The 17,489-nt window shown below is 48.2% G+C and carries 18 protein-coding genes; 6 read left to right on the top strand and 12 right to left on the bottom strand.

Going from position 1 to position 17,489, the window contains the following annotated elements:
- Positions 1–68: 68 nt before the first annotated feature.
- From recG to mutY, 5 genes are all read right to left on the bottom strand, one after another.
- Complete coding sequence (gene recG, locus ACFS7Z_RS17495; RefSeq protein WP_377487327.1) at positions 69–2,168, bottom strand: ATP-dependent DNA helicase RecG; 2,100 nt, start codon at positions 2,166–2,168, stop codon at positions 69–71.
- Between the two features lie 261 nt (positions 2,169–2,429).
- A complete protein-coding gene (gene gldD, locus ACFS7Z_RS17490) occupies positions 2,430–3,050 on the bottom strand; it encodes a gliding motility lipoprotein GldD (protein ID WP_377487325.1) in 621 nt (206 codons plus the stop codon).
- Positions 3,010–4,380: a gliding motility-associated protein GldE gene (gene gldE, locus ACFS7Z_RS17485; protein ID WP_377487324.1), complete on the bottom strand. Its 1,371-nt coding sequence runs from the start codon at positions 4,378–4,380 to the stop codon at positions 3,010–3,012. The genes gldD and gldE overlap by 41 nt, the downstream gene beginning before the upstream one ends.
- A gap of 26 nt (positions 4,381–4,406) precedes the next feature.
- Entirely contained in the window at positions 4,407–4,895 is a 489-nt protein-coding gene (locus tag ACFS7Z_RS17480; protein WP_377487322.1) for a single-stranded DNA-binding protein, read from the bottom strand.
- A 108-nt stretch (positions 4,896–5,003) separates the two neighbouring features.
- Positions 5,004–6,095 (bottom strand): A/G-specific adenine glycosylase, encoded by a 1,092-nt coding sequence (gene mutY / locus ACFS7Z_RS17475; RefSeq protein WP_377487320.1) that lies wholly within the window; start codon positions 6,093–6,095, stop codon positions 5,004–5,006.
- A 323-nt stretch (positions 6,096–6,418) separates the two neighbouring features.
- On the opposite strand from mutY, the gene ACFS7Z_RS17470 reads away from it, so the two are divergent.
- The 3 genes from ACFS7Z_RS17470 to ACFS7Z_RS17460 all read left to right on the top strand — a co-directional run bounded on the left by ACFS7Z_RS17470 (position 6,419) and on the right by ACFS7Z_RS17460 (position 9,466).
- Complete coding sequence (locus tag ACFS7Z_RS17470; RefSeq protein WP_115566595.1) at positions 6,419–6,724, top strand: HU family DNA-binding protein; 306 nt, start codon at positions 6,419–6,421, stop codon at positions 6,722–6,724.
- 62 nt (positions 6,725–6,786) lie between these two features.
- Positions 6,787–7,656 (top strand): tetratricopeptide repeat protein, encoded by an 870-nt coding sequence (locus ACFS7Z_RS17465; protein WP_377487317.1) that lies wholly within the window; start codon positions 6,787–6,789, stop codon positions 7,654–7,656.
- Positions 7,657–7,873: 217 nt separating this feature from the next.
- Entirely contained in the window at positions 7,874–9,466 is a 1,593-nt protein-coding gene (locus ACFS7Z_RS17460) for an Rne/Rng family ribonuclease (protein ID WP_377487315.1), read from the top strand.
- Between the two features lie 74 nt (positions 9,467–9,540).
- On the opposite strand, the gene ACFS7Z_RS17455 is transcribed toward ACFS7Z_RS17460, so the two are convergent.
- The gene (locus ACFS7Z_RS17455; protein WP_377487313.1) at positions 9,541–10,209 is read right to left on the bottom strand and encodes a porin family protein; all 669 of its coding nucleotides are present in this window, start codon (positions 10,207–10,209) and stop codon (positions 9,541–9,543) included.
- 74 nt (positions 10,210–10,283) lie between these two features.
- On the opposite strand from ACFS7Z_RS17455, the gene gldB reads away from it, so the two are divergent.
- Together gldB and ACFS7Z_RS17445 are read left to right on the top strand one after the other, a co-directional pair.
- Positions 10,284–11,288: a gliding motility lipoprotein GldB gene (gene gldB / locus ACFS7Z_RS17450; protein WP_377487311.1), complete on the top strand. Its 1,005-nt coding sequence runs from the start codon at positions 10,284–10,286 to the stop codon at positions 11,286–11,288.
- A 139-nt stretch (positions 11,289–11,427) separates the two neighbouring features.
- On the top strand, positions 11,428–12,624 hold the full coding sequence (locus ACFS7Z_RS17445; protein ID WP_377487309.1) for a glycosyltransferase family 4 protein: 1,197 nt from the start codon (positions 11,428–11,430) through the stop codon (positions 12,622–12,624).
- Between the two features lie 58 nt (positions 12,625–12,682).
- On the opposite strand, the gene ACFS7Z_RS17440 is transcribed toward ACFS7Z_RS17445, so the two are convergent.
- From ACFS7Z_RS17440 to ACFS7Z_RS17415, 6 genes are all read right to left on the bottom strand, one after another.
- Positions 12,683–13,225, bottom strand: coding sequence for a metal-dependent hydrolase (locus ACFS7Z_RS17440; protein WP_377487307.1), 543 nt, complete (start codon positions 13,223–13,225; stop codon positions 12,683–12,685).
- Between the two features lie 184 nt (positions 13,226–13,409).
- Positions 13,410–14,471 (bottom strand): oxidoreductase, encoded by a 1,062-nt coding sequence (locus ACFS7Z_RS17435; protein ID WP_377487305.1) that lies wholly within the window; start codon positions 14,469–14,471, stop codon positions 13,410–13,412.
- A 93-nt stretch (positions 14,472–14,564) separates the two neighbouring features.
- A complete protein-coding gene (locus ACFS7Z_RS17430) occupies positions 14,565–15,449 on the bottom strand; it encodes a M28 family peptidase (RefSeq protein WP_377487303.1) in 885 nt (294 codons plus the stop codon).
- A 245-nt stretch (positions 15,450–15,694) separates the two neighbouring features.
- On the bottom strand, positions 15,695–16,375 hold the full coding sequence (nth, locus tag ACFS7Z_RS17425) for an endonuclease III (RefSeq protein ID WP_377487301.1): 681 nt from the start codon (positions 16,373–16,375) through the stop codon (positions 15,695–15,697).
- A gap of 19 nt (positions 16,376–16,394) precedes the next feature.
- A complete protein-coding gene (locus ACFS7Z_RS17420) occupies positions 16,395–16,625 on the bottom strand; it encodes a hypothetical protein (RefSeq protein ID WP_377487299.1) in 231 nt (76 codons plus the stop codon).
- Positions 16,600–17,202, bottom strand: coding sequence for an RNA polymerase sigma factor (locus tag ACFS7Z_RS17415; protein WP_377487297.1), 603 nt, complete (start codon positions 17,200–17,202; stop codon positions 16,600–16,602). The genes ACFS7Z_RS17420 and ACFS7Z_RS17415 overlap by 26 nt, the downstream gene beginning before the upstream one ends.
- 130 nt (positions 17,203–17,332) lie before the next feature.
- Here ACFS7Z_RS17415 and ACFS7Z_RS17410 point away from each other — a divergent pair, with 130 nt between their 5' ends.
- Positions 17,333–17,482: a hypothetical protein gene (locus ACFS7Z_RS17410; RefSeq protein WP_377487295.1), complete on the top strand. Its 150-nt coding sequence runs from the start codon at positions 17,333–17,335 to the stop codon at positions 17,480–17,482.
- The last annotated feature ends 7 nt before the right edge of the window (positions 17,483–17,489 follow it).

The following is a 17,489-nucleotide window of genomic DNA, read 5'->3' as shown; positions in this document are numbered from 1 at the left end:
GTTATTTTAAGCTTCACACGAGGTTTGCATAATATAAAGCTATGTCTTGCTGATGCACCTGAACCGCTTTAACTGATACGGCTCCAGTTTACTGTGTTGACGCTAAGTGATTGTATGTGCTGTCGGATATTATGGTTTTGTGGCTGGTCCAGCAGCGGGTCCGCCTCCAGCACCTGCTGTGCCGCCGACCGTGCCTCCTGCAGAATAGGAGCGTCCTTTGCAAGGTCAGAGATGAGCAGGTCCAGCACGCCGCTCTGCTGCGTACCCATCAAATCGCCTGGGCCGCGCAGTTTCAGGTCAATGTCTGCAATCTCAAAGCCGTTGTTGGTGCGCACCATTGTCTCGAGGCGGGTTTTACTGTCTTTGCTCAGCTTGTAGCCCGTCATCAGAATACAATAGCTCTGTTCAGCACCCCGGCCTACGCGTCCGCGCAGCTGGTGCAGCTGCGACAAGCCAAAACGCTCTGCACTTTCTATCACCATCACAGAGGCATTTGGCACGTTTACACCCACTTCAATTACTGTGGTGGCCACCATGATGTGTGTCTCGTGCTTTACGAAGCGCTGCATCTCGTAATCCTTATCCTGCGCTTTCATCTTGCCATGCACCATACTCACCTTGAACTCCGGAAAAGCGCGCTTCACGCTCTCGTAGCCATCCATCAGGTCCTTATAGTTCTCCATTTGCTCCGACTCCTCTATGAGCGGGTATACAATGTAGATTTGCCGGCCCAGCTTAATCTGGTCGCGGATGAACTGGAACACGCGTAGCCGGTGCGAATCAAAGCGGTGGACGGTGACAATTTCTTTCCTGCCTGCCGGTAATTCGTCTATCACCGACACGTCCAGGTCGCCATATAAGGTCATGGCCAGGGTACGCGGAATAGGAGTGGCTGTCATCACGAGCACGTGCGGGATAGTGCGCGGATTTTTGCGCCATAACTTAGAACGCTGCTCCACACCAAAGCGGTGCTGCTCGTCCACGATACAGAGACCGAGGTTTTGAAACTGTACCACATCCTCCAGCAACGCATGGGTGCCCACTATCATTTTCATGTCGCCAGACCGCAGTTGCTCGTGTAGTACTTTCCTGTCTTTTGCTTTGGATGAACCAGTTAGTTTTCCAAGATTTATACCCAGGCTATCGGCATATACCTTTAAACCCACATAGTGCTGATCTGCCAAAATCTCGGTGGGCGCCATTAAAACGGACTGCGCACCATTGTCTGCCGCAATCAGCATAGTGATAAAGGCTACAATGGTCTTGCCGGAGCCCACATCGCCTTGCAGCAGGCGGTTCATCTGCTTTCCGGCAGTCAGGTCTTTATAAATTTCCTTTACCACCCGCTTCTGGGCATTTGTCAGGTCGAAGGTGAGGTGGTTTTTGTAGAACTCGGTGAGCGTGGGCACCTGGCTAAACACCTGCCCCTTCAGCTCGGACTTGCGCACGAGCTTGTGCCGGAACAGGCGCAGCTGTATATAGAAAAGCTCTTCAAACTTCAGTCTGAAAGTCGCTGCTTTATATTTCTCCGCTGATTCCGGAAAGTGGATGTTGAGCAGCGCATTCCGCTTGTCCATCAGCCGGTAGCGGTCAACCAGGTCCGGCGACAGGGATTCCTGCACGTTTGGCAAAGCTACCTTCAGCAGCATTTCCATCATTTTACTGATGACTTTGCTGTCGATGCGGTGCGCCTTTAGCTTTTCGGTGGTATGGTAAACAGGCTGGAGAAAGGAGGTTGTTTGCTTTTCCTCGCTCAGCTCTTCCAGCTCAGGATGTGCCATGTTAAACCTGCCGTTGAACTCAGTTGGCTTGCCAAATACGATGTAATCCGTGTGGTTCTTCAGCGTTTTCTGCATCCATTTTACGCCTTTAAACCATACTAAATCCAACTGGCCGCCGCTCTCATCCACCAGCGTAGCCGCCAGGCGCTGCTTTCTTCCTTCTCCAAGCACTTCCTTGCCCCGTATACGGCCGCGCACCTGCACATAAGGCAGGCTCTCGTCCAGCTCCGCAATACTGTAAAACTGCGTGCGGTCGAGGTAGCGGAAAGGGTAGTGCTGGATGAGGTCTCCGTAGGTGAAGATCTGCAGCTCTTTCTGCAATAGATCCGCCCGCATCGGCCCCACGCCCTTCAGGAACTCTATTTTTGTGTTGAAAAAGTTAGTCAATGCCTCTGGCTCGTGATTTCTTTATAGTACAAAGATAAAAGACAAAGGACAAAAGACCTTGAAGTATAACCTCGAAAGTCCTTTGTCCTTTTTTACGTGCTCTATTCAGGAAGCTGTTCAGATTTTATAGTTGTGGATGTTATTCTGCCGTTGTTGGTGTTTTCACCAACAACACATGGGCCACTGCAAACAAAAGTTGTTGGTGAAAACACCAACAACGGCGAAACAATAGAGGGCGTATTTATCTCTTATCTCAAATCGCTACTGCCTTTCCTTCCACTCCAGCGTGTTCAGCAGGTGCACGATGTCTTTCTTTACATACTCGATGATCGGGGCCAGTGAATCGTTTTGTGTGGCGGTGCGGAAGTATAAGGCCCCGCGCAGGAAGTGCTTCGTAGAATCAGTTACATAAAACTGGAACTGACTCGGTACTTCGCCTTCCAGCTCAAAAACAGAAGCAACATCGCCTGCAGGCGTTTTTATCTGGCTTTCTTCAATAGCGTATGCTTTGATCTGGTGCTTTGCCGTCAGTTTACGGGAGTCTTCCATCAGGTCATTCAGCATCTTTTCGCTGTTAATGCCTTTGTATGTGAGCTGCACGTTGGCTCCCAGGCTTGGGTAGATGATGTTTATCCAATGCGGTTGCGCAATACCCGACGAGTCAGGGCGTATTTTGGCGTGCTCCGAAAACTCAAAGGTATACGGGTGTGTTTCCTCCAGCGGCTGATAAGCCGTCTTTGGAAGGTCAATGCGGTTGAATCCTTTTGGTTTTGGGGTATACTCTGCTGCTCCGCAGGCTGCCATGGCCGTTGCCAGACAGGCCCACAAGAACACTTGTAGCTTAGCTGACTTTCTGGTAGTGCTCTTTTTTACTTGCGACATTTATCTTAACTCGTTTTACTCGCTTAAAGTCCGCCGACTCCACGGTGAAATGAAATTGACCGTAGGATGCTTCCTCGCCAACGCGCGGAATACGGGAGAACAGCGCCAGCATCAGTCCGGCTACAGTTTCATTCTCCCCTTTTACCTCATTAAAAGCATCGAAAGGTACTTCCGCTATCTTGCAAAAGTCGTGCAGCGATGTCTTGCCATCAAAGATATAAGTATTTTCATCGAGTTGAGAATAGATAATATCATCGTCGTCGTCATACTCATCGTTTATTTCGCCCACAATTTCCTCCACAATGTCTTCCAGAGTGAGCAAGCCGGAGGTGGCGCCATACTCGTTTACCACGATTGCCATGTGCACGTGCTTGGCCTTAAACTCCTGGAACAGGGCAGAAATACGCTTGTTTTCCGGAACAAAGAAAGGCGGCCGCACCAGTTGCTGCCAATTAAAGTCTGCGCCCTTGTTCAGGTGGGGGAGCAAGTCCTTAACATAGAGGATGCCCTCAATACGGTCGTTACTAACTGTAGATACAGGAACCCTGGAGTAACCCCATTGCACAATCAAAGGCAGCAGTTCAGGCAGCGTCATACAGCTGCTGAAAGCATTCACATCCATGCGGGGGCGCATGATTTGCTTTACCGTAATAGAACCGAAGTTTACGACGCCACGCAGAATCCTGCGTTCTTCCGGCGATGTTTCCTCGTTGGATAAAGCTAAATCCAGGCTTTGGTGCAGGTCTTCGATGGTCTGGTTGTAGCCATTGACCATGTAGTGCTTCTCGAGATAGCCGCTAATGGACATGAGCAGCCACGAGAATGGGCGGATAGGTTCTTCAAGGCGGTGCAGCACAGAAGCAGTTCTGGTCAGGATGCTCAGCCGTCTTTTCTGGACATATACCTTCGGGAGCACCTCACCACAGAACACGATAAAGAAAGTAGCAAACAGCATACAGGCCGCCATCACACCTGCAGGTAACGACTTTGTACCAAACACCTGCCAGGCTACATAGGCAAACAGCATAATGATGCTCACATTAATGCCGTTGTTCAGAATAAGGATGGTGGTAAGAAGCTTGCGGGGGTTCTGCAGGAGCTGGTAAACACGTCGCTCTGTGGGCAACTTGCTGTTTTTGCATTTCTCCAGTTCCTGCTCTGAGAGAGAGAAGAAAGCTGCCTCTGCCCCCGATATGAGGGCAGAGAGCAGCAATAAAATAGCGCCGGCCAGTATGGCGGCAATGTATTCAAATCTGAGTTGTGTAAGCGAACTTTGTAGTATCTGAAGTAAACTATAACTCAGGGGGTCTCCGGAATCTAAACTGTCCAAGATCTATTTGTTTAGTGAAACATAGGTTAGAACGGCAAATCGTCTGGCTCGTCGTTCTGGAAAGCGGATGCTCCGCCTGCGGAGGCTGATGCCCCACCGCTGTAGTTGCCGCCTGAAGAGGAGGCAGAAGATGTAGACGCCTCTTTGAAAGAGCCACCACCGCTGTTGCTATTGTCATTGTCACTGCGGCCACCTAACATGGTCATGTTGTCAGCAACAATCTCTGTGCTGTAACGCTGGATGCCGTCTTTGTCCTGGTAATTGTTTGTTCTGAGCCTTCCTTCGATGTAGACAGAGTTACCTTTCTTCAGGTACTTTTCGGCCACTTCGGCCAAACCTCTCCACACAACAATGTTGTGCCATTCTGTCCTTTCCTGCTTCTGGCCGCTTTTGTCTTTAAAGCTCTCAGAGGTAGCCATTGGGAAACGGGCGACAGCTACACCGCCTTCTAAGTGACGTACTTCAGGGTCTTTGCCCAGGTTTCCAATCAAAATCACTTTGTTAACACTTGCCATGTCTTTTTACGATAATATTAAGTTAAATGGGCTACTCCAGCAACCAAGCTGGAGGCAATATGGCTTACTAAAACTGATAATGCTTTTGGGTATACAAATAGTTTCAGTCTATAAATATACCAAAATCTTTGCTTCTTTCAAATAGCTATTTATCAATACTGGCTTCGGAAGTGCCTCTATTTTTTCAACGTCAAAAAGAGCAACTCTTGTCTCTTTCAGTACCTCTTCTTTCAAACGAGAATGAAGCCTGATCCGGTAAAAACGCGCCGTGATTTTTTGGTGGCTCAGGATATGCTTGTAGTCTTTTAAAGGAGGTTGGATGTGCTCCAGGTCCACGTCCAGACCTGCCTGCTGTAGCTCCTGCACCAGCGTTTCCAGCGGCAGGTTCTTATTCGCGCTCTCATAAAGATAAAAGTCATACAGGCCTTGCCAGATGTCCCCCTCCAGCCGCTTGCGCAGGTAAAAAGCTCCCTCGTGCTCCAGCACAATGTAGTGGAAGTAGCGAGGACGCGCTGCTTTTGCTTTCTTTTTTACCGGTAGTTCCTGCACCATGCCATTGTTAAAAGCAAAGCAGCTTTGCTGCAGCGGGCAGAACAGGCAGTCGGGCATAACAGGCGTGCATTGTATGGCGCCGAACTCCATAATGGCCTGGTTGTAGGTGTCGGGGGCATCGGCGGGCACCAGGCCATCTGCCAGCTTCTGGAAAACTTTACGGGAGGCCGGTACTACAATGTCATCGGAGATGCCAAACACGCGGGACAGCACCCGGAACACGTTTCCGTCCAGCACCGCCACCTGCTCTTTAAAAGCAAAAGCCGCAATGGCAGCGGCAGTATAGCTCCCAATGCCTTTTAATTTGAGTAGGGCCTCGTAGTTGTTCGGAAATTGACCGTTGAGTTCGTCTGTAACGATTATGGCAGTGTGGTGCATGTTACGGGCCCTGGAGTAATAGCCCAACCCCTGCCACAGGCGCAGCACTTCGTCTTCGGGGGCAGCTGCCAGTTCCTGCACTGTAGGATAGGCGGCCACAAATTTATGGTAATATGGCAGGCCCTGCGCTACGCGCGTCTGCTGCAGAATAACTTCTGACAGCCAGATATAATATGGATTGGTGGTGTCTCGCCACGGCAAGGAGCGCTTGTGCTGCTCATACCAGCGAAGCAGCGTTTTAGCGAAAAAAGCCTGGGCAGGAGTAGCCATGGTTAAGGGATAAGTACAAAGGTTTTGAATTGGTGAAACAGGCCAAAGGACGGGAATGTTTACTAGTGGTGCAACACTGATATATACTGCCTCAGGCTAAAATATAAACCTTTGAACCGCGTTTAAGGGTGGTGCCAGTGGCTGAAGCAGGTATTTCGGAAGGCTAAAGCCGTGCGTATGAGGGTCTAATAATTTATAGGTAATGCTTTTACTTGTCAAAAAGTAAATTTACCTTTGTGCCCCGAAAATGACGAAGCGAACGTTGGCGCTGGTCTTAAGAAATTGAAAATTATCATATTATTAAATTATAAAAAACTAAGAAAGTGACTAAAGCAGAAGTAATATCAGAAGTTGCTGATAAAACAGGGATTGATAAGGCGGATGTACAGGCTACAGTAGAGGCTTTTTTCAAAGTGATCAAAGATTCTATGGCCGATGGTAACAACATCTACGTGCGCGGTTTTGGTAGCTTTGTGAACAAGAAGCGTGCAAAAAAAGTAGCTCGTAACATTTCTAAGAACACGTCCATTATCATCGACGAGCACTTTATTCCAAGCTTCAAGCCCTCGAAGACCTTTATCCAGAAGATCAAAAACAGCAAAAAAATTCAGGAGTTAGCTCATTCTTAATTTTTTGTATCTTTGCTGATCTAAATTTATTTAAATCAGAATACACCCTTTAGGTAAAAAGAATGTCACGGTTACAAATATTGATAGTTGTTGCAGCCATCGTGTTGGTAGCTGTCATGTTCTTTTTGCCTAAAGTGGTTGTTAACAAAGAAGACCAAGGTAACTTTGCCAAAGGCGAAACCGCAGCTGCCACCACTCCCGAAGGCCACTCAGAAGATGATGGCCATGACCATGGGGCCGGCGAAGGCGCCACAGCCGATGTGCACACACCCGCCACGCCTGAGCAACTGATGGAGCTGGCTACAACACGTGCCAGGTATAACAAAGCAACAGACGATCAGGCGCGTACGCAGCTGGCTTCAGAACTGGGAGAGGCTTATGCTGCTGCCAGTAAGTACGACAGTGCAGGTTATTATTATGAGATTGCAGCGGAAGTTCGCGGAGGCGAAAAAAGCTACAAGAAAGCCGGCGACGCGTATTATGAGGCATTTACCTTTGCGGCTACGCAGGACCGTGCTGTTGAACTGGGTGCCAAGGCACGGGAAATGTATGAGCAGGTGCTGAAGAATAATCCTTCGGAGCTTGATGCAAAAACAAACACGGCGATGACTTACGTTGCCAGCACTAACCCAATGCAGGGAATTATGCTGTTGCGGGAGGTGATTGCATCAGACCCAAATAACGAGAAGGCACTTTTTAACCTCGGTATCCTTTCAATCCAGTCCAGGCAGTACGACAAGGCTGCGGAGCGCTTCCGGAAGCTTGTGTCTGTTAACCCGTCACATTTAGAGGGAACCTTCTACTTAGCGGTGTCGTTGGCAGAGACAGGGGAATCTGAAGAAGCCAAAGCCTTGTTTAACAAAGTGAAAGGCATGAGCAGCGACCCGGCACTGGCAGCCTCCGTAGACGAGTACCTGGCAAAGCTGAACTAACGAATCAAAGAAATTATTTTATATAACAAAAAAACTACAAGACTATGCCTTGCGGAAAGAAAAGAAAAAGACATAAAATTGCTACTCACAAGAGAAAGAAGCGCTTAAGAAAAAACAGACATAAGAAGAAGTAATTCCTTCTATGTAGTTAAGGCCCACTTTGCTTTGCAAAAGTGGGCTTTGGTCTTATACATCCTAAATAACCATTTGAGAAAAATTGAGTAACGAACTGATTATCAATTCTACTCAAGATGGGGAACGCATTGCGCTTTTACAGGACAAACGCCTGGTAGAGTATCACTTCGAGTCGAAAGACACGGACTACATTGTAGGTGATATTTTCCTGGGTACTGTAAAAAAAGTGATGCCTGGCCTGAACGCTGCTTTTATTGACATTGGCTACCAGAAGGATGCATTTCTGCATTACCATGATCTGGGAGCGAATGTGAGAACACTGAACAAATACGTTAAAGCAGCGCAAACACAGAAGAACGCTTCACCAAAGCTCAACCAGATAAAGTTTGAGCCCGAGATAGATAAACTCGGTAAGATGGCTGATGTCCTCAAAAAAGGGCAGCAGCTGTTGGTGCAAATCGTAAAAGAGCCAATTTCAACCAAGGGGCCGCGCCTTTCCTGCGAAATATCGCTGGCTGGCCGATACCTGGTCCTCGTGCCGTTCTCAAACACGGTAAGTGTGTCCAAGAAAATCGTCAGCAAGGAAGAGCGCACACGCCTGAAGCGACTCATCACCTCCATTAAGCCAGAGAACTTTGGCGTCATCATCAGGACGGTGGCAGAGGGACGTGATGTGGCAGAACTCGACAGAGACCTGCGCAACATGCTCGAAAACTGGGAGGAAGGCTTTAAGACGCTTAGAATAGCAAAACCCAATGACAAAGTAATTGGTGAGCTGAACCGTTCTTCATCCATCTTGAGGGATTTATTAAACGAGAGCTTTGACAGCATAGTAGTGGACGACACGACACTCTATGACGACATCAAGGCATACATCAGTAGTATTGCACCGGATAGGTTAAACATTCTGAAGCATTATACTGGTAAAACCAAGACCTTTGAACATTTTAACATTGAGAAGCAGCTAAAGTCTGCCTTCGGCAAAACAGTGACCATACCAGGTGGCGGATACCTGGTGATAGAGCACACCGAAGCACTGCACGTTGTAGATGTTAACAGTGGGAACAAATCCAATACCGAAACCGATCAGGAGGCAACCGCGCTGAACGTGAACATGACGGCAGCCAAAGAAGTGGCCCGCCAGATGCGCCTCCGGGATATAGGTGGTATCATTGTAGTGGACTTCATCGATATGAAGTCTCCGGAAAACCGCCAGAAAGTATTTGAGGTTGTAAAGGAGGAAATGAAGCGGGATCGTTCCAGATCCACGGTACTCCCCATCTCAAAATTCGGCCTGATGCAGATTACAAGACAGCGTGTAAGGCCTGAACAAAACATTGTGACCGGGGAAGTTTGCCCTACCTGCAACGGCACCGGTAAAATAACAGCCAGTATACTGGTGACAGATGAAATTGAGGCAGCGGTAGACGACCTGCTGACCAGCCACAACCATAAGAGCCTGACGCTGTACCTGCATCCGTTTTTGTATACCTACTATACAAAGGGGATAATGTCGAGGCAAATGAAGTGGTTCTTTAAATACTTTAAGTGGGTAACTCTTGTAAAAGACACCTCGCTGGGCATCATGGATTTTAAAGTGATGGACGACAGAGGCGAGGAAATCGAACTGCGTGCTGCACTGGCAGATGTAAGCGTAGTAGCTGATGAAGTTTAAAATATAATGTAAAGAAAAAGCCGCTCCGATGAATTTCGGAGCGGCTTTTTTGTTGCCTCTGGTGTAGCTCTGGCTTAGAACTTCACGCCAAAATCAATGGAAACGCCGTTGTTCTTAACAGATATGTTTTTGTCGCCAAGCTGTTCTTCATAGTAATCGTCAATGTCAGTAAGGCCACGGTGATAGGTAAGACCGCCAAAAAGCTTCGTACTCTGGCCAAGCTGAAACTCAGCACCTCCGCCAATCAAGGCATCAGCCTCAAAAAGGTTAAACCGTTTTGATACTTTTTCGCCGTTGATAACTTTTTTGTTGTTTACCTGGGCAGCAACTTTAGTGTTCAGGGAGCCGCCAACCTGGAAGTAAGCAATAGTGCCAGGGGCTAGTTCGTTAGTGAAGAGCTTCAGTGTTACAGGCAATTCAATGTATTGCAGATTAATATCGTCTTGGCCTTTGGTGGTAACAGACGAGCCATCGGTCTCACGGGTGTAAGTGTAGGAGATTTCTGCGCCTTTGCTCCTGTAGAATAAACCGGAGCTAAAAGCATAGTTCTGCGCAAAGAAGTAGTCTGCTATTACTCCAACACCGAGCCTCAGGTTGCTGCTCTCTTTCTCAAAATTGTACCTGTCTTCTGCAATAAAGCGGTTGCCGGTTATAGTTGGGGACACCTGCAGCCCGATCTCAACCTGTGCCATCGCTGAAAAACCTGCGACCAAAAACAGCATGAGGAATGTAAGTTTCTTCATAAGTGTGGTTAAATTATACTTTGTGTTACTGTAATACGAACGAACACCTTATTTTTGTACAAAGATACGTAACAATGTATTACAGATTTCTATTACTACTAACACTTCTTCTTGCTTTTGGTTGTGACGACAAAGGCTGTGAGCTGCCTGATGAAATAGCCGGGATACCCGTTGACGTGGAAATTGAACGGCTGGAAAAGCCATTTTTCGCCGCTGCTTCCACACAGGATATCGCAGCTTTTCTAAAAGCCAATCCGCAATTTGCTGATAAATACTTACAGGCTGGCAACCAGCCCCCGGACTCCCCCATACTCTCTTCGTTGTACGAACTCGCTACAAACCCTAATCTGGATACACTGGCCCGGCAGGCTGTGCAGCGTTTCGGAGAAATGGAAGAGGAGGAGAAGCAACTGGAGACAGCGTTTAAGGTGGTGAAGCATCACTACCCTGAGTTTAATGTGCCGCAGGTGAAGACCTTCGTGACGGGGTTGGGAAGCATGGGGAACGATTTATTTGTATCGGATTCCTTATTTGTTTTCGGTTTGGATTACTTTATAGGTAAAACTGCCAGTTACCGCCCGCAGGTGTATGACTACATCCTGAGCCGTTACGAGCGGGAGAAAATGGTGCCAGCGGCTATGCTCCTGCTCTCTGACCGCTACAATCAGACGGACCCTTCTGACAGAACGCTTCTCGCGGAAATGCTGAACATAGGCAAGGCCTATTACTTTGTGCAAACGGTTTTGCCATGTACGGCTGACTCGGCTATTATCAGCTACTCAAGTCAGCAAATAGCAGATGTAAACCGCAACGAGGGCCGCATCTGGGCGCATTTTATTGAGAAGAGCCTGCTGTATGAGAAAAGCCCTTTTGTGGTAAATAAGTACATCGGCGAGCGCCCTAACACACCTGAAATAGATGGAACGGCGCCGGGCCGCATTGGTGCCTGGGTGGGCTGGCAGATTGTGCGCAAATACATGGAGCGAAACCAGGATGTAACGCTGCAGGAGTTGATGGCAGAGACCGACTACAGGAAAATATTCAACGAATCGAAGTATAAGCCGGAGAGACGGCGATAAGCTTGGTTGTTGATGGTTAAATAACTTAATTGCTGAATTGTTAAATGGCTGACATATAATGGCATCAGTAAAGTTGCAGCTATACAGTGTAAAGGAGCAGCAACCATAAATTTAACAATCAAGCGATAAAACAATTCTAATGCACATTGCCGTCCTAAACCAGCACCACAACACCCCCGATTGCCCTGCTACCTCCCGCCACTATACCTTTTTACAGTACCTTGCCCAAAAGCACCGGGTTAGTCTGGTAGCCAGCGATGCGTGGCGCAGAATGTGCGTAGCAGACAAACATACCTGGGTGCCGGCAGGAGTAGAGCTTCACGAGAGCCACGTGCCTTACGAAAATAAAATGGGCATTGCGCAGCGGCTGAAATCTTTTGTGGGTTTTGCCGGCAGTGCCTTTAGAATGACCATGCAGCTGCAGAAGCCTGATGTAATATGGGCTGTTTCTACGCCACTCACTACGCCGTGGGTAGCAGCACAGGTGGCAAGGCTGCGTGGGGTGCCGTGGGTGTTTGAGGTGCAGGATCTCTGGCCCAGCTTTCCGATTGCCATGGGCGCTGTAAAAAGTAAGTGGATGCAAAAGAGCTTGTATAGGTTGGAGAAGAGCCTCTACCGCAGTGCCAGCCATATTATAACGCTTTCGCCGGACATGACAGACTATGTAGCCGGTCTTGGCATTAGCAGGGAGAAGATCACAACTAACTATAATGGTACTAACCTGGAGATGGTGGATGCCGTGCAACCAGAGGACGTGGAGGCGCTGCGGGAGAGATACCAGCTACAGGACAAACAGGTAGTGCTGTATGCCGGCACTTATGGCCGGGCAAACGGTATGGCCACGATGCTACAGGTGATAGAAAGCCTGGCAGGTGAGCAGCAAATAAAGTTTGTGTTTGCAGGCGCTGGCTTTTATGAGCCACAACTGCAGGAGCTGGCGAAGCGGGTGCCCAATTTGTTGCTTTTGCCACCACAGCCCCGCACCGAAATCTTCAAACTGTTTAAGCTGGCAGCCCTTTCTGTTGTTTCTTTTAATAACCTGCCTATCATGGCTGTCAACTCTCCGGCGAAGATGTATGATAGCCTGGCTAGCGGTACCCCGGTGCTCGTAACGAATCCTGGCTGGACAAAAACGTTTCTGGAAGATAACAGCTGTGGCTGGTTTGCACCTGCAGAGCAGCCCGCAGTTATAGCTCAAGAAATAAAAGAGTTGCTGGCACAGCCGCAGGAACTGCAGGCAGCAGGCGCACGTGGTGCTACCATAGCCCGACAGTTGTTTGACCGGCAGCAGCTGGTGCTACAGGTCGAAGAGGTGCTGGAGCAGGTAGTGCGGTAAAACTATCTTGTGTTCTGAACAGAATCAATCTGCCAGTATTACTCTGAGGTAGAGTTGCTCAGCCTGCGAGTGTGTTTGGCCTGAAAGCTGATGAAGTTCTGTTGCGGTCTGCCCAGTAGGCCCAACCCACAAATAGCCACTGCAGCTGCCCCGCCCAGGCTACAGCTGACATACTGTGAGGCGGAGGACCAAACAAGTTAGCCCCATGTACCAGAACCAAGAAAATAATCAAAGCCCATAGGGAGTATAAGCCAGTTTTGGCCTCCGCCCATGTGGTGCGAAGGTATAGCCAAACGCCGAGCAAAAACAACAGCCCCTCCAGAAGCAGTGTGCCAGCGATAGAGTTCCAAAGCCCAAAGCCTAGCAGCAGTGAACTGCCTGGGTAAAGCGGGAGGTCCGGTACATGTACAATCAGGTCAAGGAGCCAATGGCTTACCACCAGCAAGCCCAAAACGACGGAAGTTTTGATGTCTTTCCGGAAGAGCCAGTACACCAGCGCAAACAAAAACCCCCAGCCCAACACAAACAGGAGGCTGTGTGAGAAGGGGTAATTTGTAAAGGTGTGGCACAAGCTTGCCCGGAGCGGAGTTGATGGTGGCATGCTCTAGGTTCAGGAGAAGCAGTGTAGGCCAGAGCAGATCCAGGAACTGGGTAGCCAGAAACAATGTGCCAAGCGAGGCTTTAGGTGCTGCGGCTTTGCCTGCAAAGCCAGCAGCAAAATGACCGATAAACATAGTTTTATAGAGTAGATGAAGTGGCGCATTTACTCTATAAATATAATAGATTTAGGAAAATCTAATCGTCCTTTTTTCCTTGTGACTTTGCATGGCTAACTCTATCACCCTGATAGTGTTACGTGCCTGGTCCGGGCTTACCTCCAGTTCTTCATCACCCAAAATAGCGCTGTATACATTTTGATAGAATGCAGAATAATCACCAGCTTCACTTTCTATTTTGCCGATGATGTGCAGGCCTTCGAAATCCGTGTTTAGCTTGCCCCAGATTTCTTCCGGTTCTACACCCCAGTCAGCGTTTCCTTTTGGAAACTGACCCGCTTTTAAAGCGGCTTCCTGCACATCCAAACCGTACTTTAGGAAAGAGCCTCTGTCGCCGTATATTTTGTAGCGCGGTCCCTGTTCCCGAACCAGCATACCGGCTCTTAAGGTTACCCGCAGGTTCGGGTAGTACAGCATCAGGTGAAAATTATCGATAATCTGACTGTCTTCCCGCTGTGCGCGAAGATCTGCAGAAACCTCAGAAGGTATACCAAAGAGGCACAGCGCCTGGTCTATCAGGTGCGAACCGAGGTCGTACAACAGACCTGATCCGGGAGCATCCTCTTCTTTCCATGAGTTGGGCTTCAGGAAAGTACGATACCGGTCAAAGTGCGCCTCGTACTCCACCACGTCTCCCAAAAGGTTCTCTGAAACTAACTTCAGAATTGTCTTGAAGTCACTGTCCCAGCGGCGATTCTGGTACACAGTTAAGAGCCTGCCCTGTTTCTCCGCCAATGCAATCAGTTCGTCTGCTTCGGCAGCGGTAACGGTAAAGGGTTTTTCCACCACTACGTGCTTGCCTGCCTTCAAGGCTTCTTTAGCCAGGCTTAAGTGCGAGCTGTTAGGCGTGGCCAGCACCACCAGGTCGATAGCAGCATCTTCAAAAATGGCTTTTACATTATTAACAATCTGAGCCTCCGGGTACCTCTCGTTGGCAACGGCAATGTTTTCTGGTCGTGTTTCCCTGATTTTAGAAAGGTGAAGCCCTGGCACATTGGTGATGAAGGGTGCATGGAAGACGCTGCCGGACATGCCAAAGCCAACAAGGCCTACATTGATAAGTTTGCTCATAAAACGAATAGGGTGTAGAATAAATGCTGCGTTGAATATAAGCAGAAATTTAACTTAAATCAGAGCACATCAGCTACAAAAGTTCAATTTATTTTATTCCTTCATGGCAATCAGCATGCCTGTGACGCCCTTTACCACGTCTCCCATTTTGTCAAAGTCCAGTGTATCAATTGTGTCTGTAGTCATGTGGTAGTGCGGGTTCCTCAGAAAAGAAGTGTTGTTTACCATCACCGCATTGTAGCCGTGTTTAGAATAATTCCTATGGTCTGATAAGTTTGCTAAGCCATCTGTAACCGGAAAGGCCACCGGAAACACGGGAATGGTGCAATGCTCCTGAATCCGGGCAGCCAGTGTTGCAGCTACTTCTTTCTGCGAACTATGGCCTGCGATAACTATAAAGTTACCGGTGCTCGGGAACATGCTCTTCAGGGCGGGGTCAGGGAAATTCTGAGAATTGGGGGCATCGCTGAAGTAGCCTATCATCTCATAAGCAATCATATATTTTACCGGCACCTTTTCGTTCAGCATCTGGCGTGCATGTACCGCACTTCCCATTTCTTCCGTCCCGAAAAAAGGCGGTTCCTCCAGGCAATACCCAACAAACTCTAATGTATAGTAAAGCTCTTCTTTCTGCCGGTGTTGGTGTATAAGCCGTGCCGTTTCCAGCATGCCAGCCACAGCACTGGCGTTGTCGTCTGCGCCGGGCTGCTCACCGCACACGTCATAGTGTGCCCCGATAATAATTCTCTCTTCGCTTCTCCCCTTGTACAGCGCAGACACATTCCGGTACTTTTCTCCGCCCCTTACGGTAAACTCCTGGTATTCAATTTTATCAAAAGCCAGTTGGTGAAGCTCCTCAAATATGTGCCGCGATGCTTTTTCCAAAGATTGCTTGTTCTGGTAACTGCGGGCGGGCTGAAGAGAAGTCAAAAATTCCACATCATTATACAGTCTCTGTGTGTCCGGTTTATTCGCCATAGGGTAGTAGCTTTTAAAGTATAGGGGTGATTAGTAGAAACTACGGGTAATCCAGTGGCTTTGTCTCATTATTTTTTCTTTTCGGCTATTTGCTTATGAATGCGAAATCGGGAGCAGAAGGAAAAATAAGGTGGAGTAGCAAAAGCCATTCATGAAATTCAGCAGCAACACAACCTATCATAAAAGGAGCAGCCTGCTGTGGCTGTAACTCCACAACAGGCTGCTTCTCTCAATGCATATTAGCTTTACCCGCCAAGTTTGTTCTCCGGGTCATCCGGTATGTTGGGGAAGTTTTTCTGGAAAAAAGCGCAGAAGTGGGTGAGAGGGCATTCCTCGCACTTAGGCCTGCGGGCAACGCAGATGTAGCGGCCATGCAGAATAAGCCAGTGATGCGCTTTAGACACTAGTTCCTGGGGCAGGTTTGCCACAAGTTGCTTTTCTACTTCCATAGGCGTTTTGGAAGCTTTTGTTACCAAACCTAACCGCTTGCTCACCCGGAACACATGTGTGTCGACGGCCATGGCAGGCTGGTTCCAGATAACAGAGACAATGACATTGGCTGTTTTACGGCCTACACCCGGTAGTTTTACCAGTTCCTCTACGGTGCTGGGCACTTCGGAGTTAAACTGCTCCACCAGCATCCTGGCTAGGCCTGCCAAGTGCTTGGCCTTATTGTTAGGGTAAGAAATGCTCTTGATGTATGGCAGTACATCTTCTGGTGTGGCGGTGGCAAGATGCTCCGGTGTAGGGTAGGCCTGTAAAAGAGCGGGCGTCACCATGTTCACACGCTTGTCGGTGCACTGGGCACTCAGCACCACCGCCAGAATCAGCTCATAGGGGTTGTTATAAGCCAGTTCTGTTTCAGGCTCCGGGAAATGCTGCGTGAAATACTCGATCAGGAGCTTGTAGCGTTCCTTCTTTTGCATAAAAAAAGTTTGCAATCAGTTAAGACTGCAAACTTAAGTTTTTTGAGTAATTTAAAATATTGTCGATGGCACGCTGACGGGGCGCTTTGCAGGCACCATCCAGCAACTGTTGTATCATCAGCAAATCCGAGCAGCTTTCCGCCAGCTCCAAGTCCTGCGTTAATGCTAATTCCAGCTGTTCATTAGCATCTTCTGCCAACTCGTTGTAAACATACTGAATCAGCTCATTCTGAGTAGAGGTTGTTATCATACGCTATGTTGTTGTTTAGCATCTTCTTCCTCAGGTTTATCAGCGCATAGCGCATTCTACCCAAGGCAGTGTTGATGCTCACACCGGTAGCGTCTGCTATCTCCTGGAAACTCATTTCGGCGTAATGCCGCATCATGAGTACTTCCCGTTGCGTTTGGGGCAACGTCTGGATAAGCTCGCGCAAGCGGGCATGTGTGTCCTCTTTTATCTGGAGAGACTCCGCAGAATCCTCCGAAAAAGACATGTTGTTGAACACATTGCTGCCATCTTCCAGCGTGATCATCGGGCTCCTTTTCTCTTTACGGAAATGGTCGATTGCCAGGTTATGGGCAATACGGCAAATCCAGGAAGAAAATTTACCTTCCTCGTTATACCGGCCGCCTTTCATGGTGTGGATCGCCTTGATAAAAGCGTCCTGCAGCAGATCCTCGGCAGTGTACGAGTCTTTTACTATTAAAAATATTGTCGTGTAAACTTTGTTCTTGTGCCTGTTAACTAGTTGTTCAAACGCACTCTCGTTACCTGCGATATAGAGTGATATCAAAGCAGAGTCACTCAGCTGGGTATGTGTATTCATCTTAAAGCTACATTAGGTTAACGTAAAGCTTTATATCATATTGTTGCGTTTACTAGTTTGAACAAATTTTTTCAGAAGTGTAAATCAAATATAGAGAATGCGTTTTTCATGTGCAATAGCTTTTCCTTCTATGATGAAAAAAAAATCAAAAAATTATACCTTCTCTTATACTCCTGTCGTTGTAGCCGCCTTTCGCCTTATAGTGTATCCTCTACAAAAACAGCGCCAACAGGAATCTCTTATCCTGCTGGCGCTTCGGGCAATGCTAAAAGATGCTTGAAATAAAG

It is taken from the genome of Pontibacter toksunensis (assembly GCF_042686245.1).
GTDB classification, from domain to species: Bacteria; Bacteroidota; Bacteroidia; order Cytophagales; family Hymenobacteraceae; genus Pontibacter; species Pontibacter toksunensis.
This window is presented reverse-complemented; position numbering and strand designations above follow the sequence as displayed.

Bases quoted from the DNA above. Each gene is read 5' to 3' on its own strand.
- gldD (WP_377487325.1), bottom strand. From the start codon at position 3,050: ATGTCGCAAGTAAAAAAGAGCACTACCAGAAAGTCAGCTAAGCTACAA.
- ACFS7Z_RS17480 (WP_377487322.1), bottom strand. From the start codon at position 4,895: ATGGCAAGTGTTAACAAAGTGATTTTGATTGGAAACCTGGGCAAAGAC.
- mutY (WP_377487320.1), bottom strand. From the start codon at position 6,095: ATGGCTACTCCTGCCCAGGCTTTTTTCGCTAAAACGCTGCTTCGCTGG.
- ACFS7Z_RS17465 (WP_377487317.1), top strand. From the start codon at position 6,787: ATGTCACGGTTACAAATATTGATAGTTGTTGCAGCCATCGTGTTGGTA.
- ACFS7Z_RS17455 (WP_377487313.1), bottom strand. From the start codon at position 10,209: ATGAAGAAACTTACATTCCTCATGCTGTTTTTGGTCGCAGGTTTTTCA.
- gldB (WP_377487311.1), top strand. From the start codon at position 10,284: ATGTATTACAGATTTCTATTACTACTAACACTTCTTCTTGCTTTTGGT.
- ACFS7Z_RS17445 (WP_377487309.1), top strand. From the start codon at position 11,428: ATGCACATTGCCGTCCTAAACCAGCACCACAACACCCCCGATTGCCCT.
- ACFS7Z_RS17440 (WP_377487307.1), bottom strand. From the start codon at position 13,225: ATGCCACCATCAACTCCGCTCCGGGCAAGCTTGTGCCACACCTTTACA.
- ACFS7Z_RS17435 (WP_377487305.1), bottom strand. From the start codon at position 14,471: ATGAGCAAACTTATCAATGTAGGCCTTGTTGGCTTTGGCATGTCCGGC.
- ACFS7Z_RS17430 (WP_377487303.1), bottom strand. From the start codon at position 15,449: ATGGCGAATAAACCGGACACACAGAGACTGTATAATGATGTGGAATTT.
- nth (WP_377487301.1), bottom strand. From the start codon at position 16,375: ATGCAAAAGAAGGAACGCTACAAGCTCCTGATCGAGTATTTCACGCAG.
- ACFS7Z_RS17420 (WP_377487299.1), bottom strand. From the start codon at position 16,625: ATGATAACAACCTCTACTCAGAATGAGCTGATTCAGTATGTTTACAAC.
- ACFS7Z_RS17415 (WP_377487297.1), bottom strand. From the start codon at position 17,202: ATGAATACACATACCCAGCTGAGTGACTCTGCTTTGATATCACTCTAT.
- ACFS7Z_RS17410 (WP_377487295.1), top strand. From the start codon at position 17,333: ATGATGAAAAAAAAATCAAAAAATTATACCTTCTCTTATACTCCTGTC.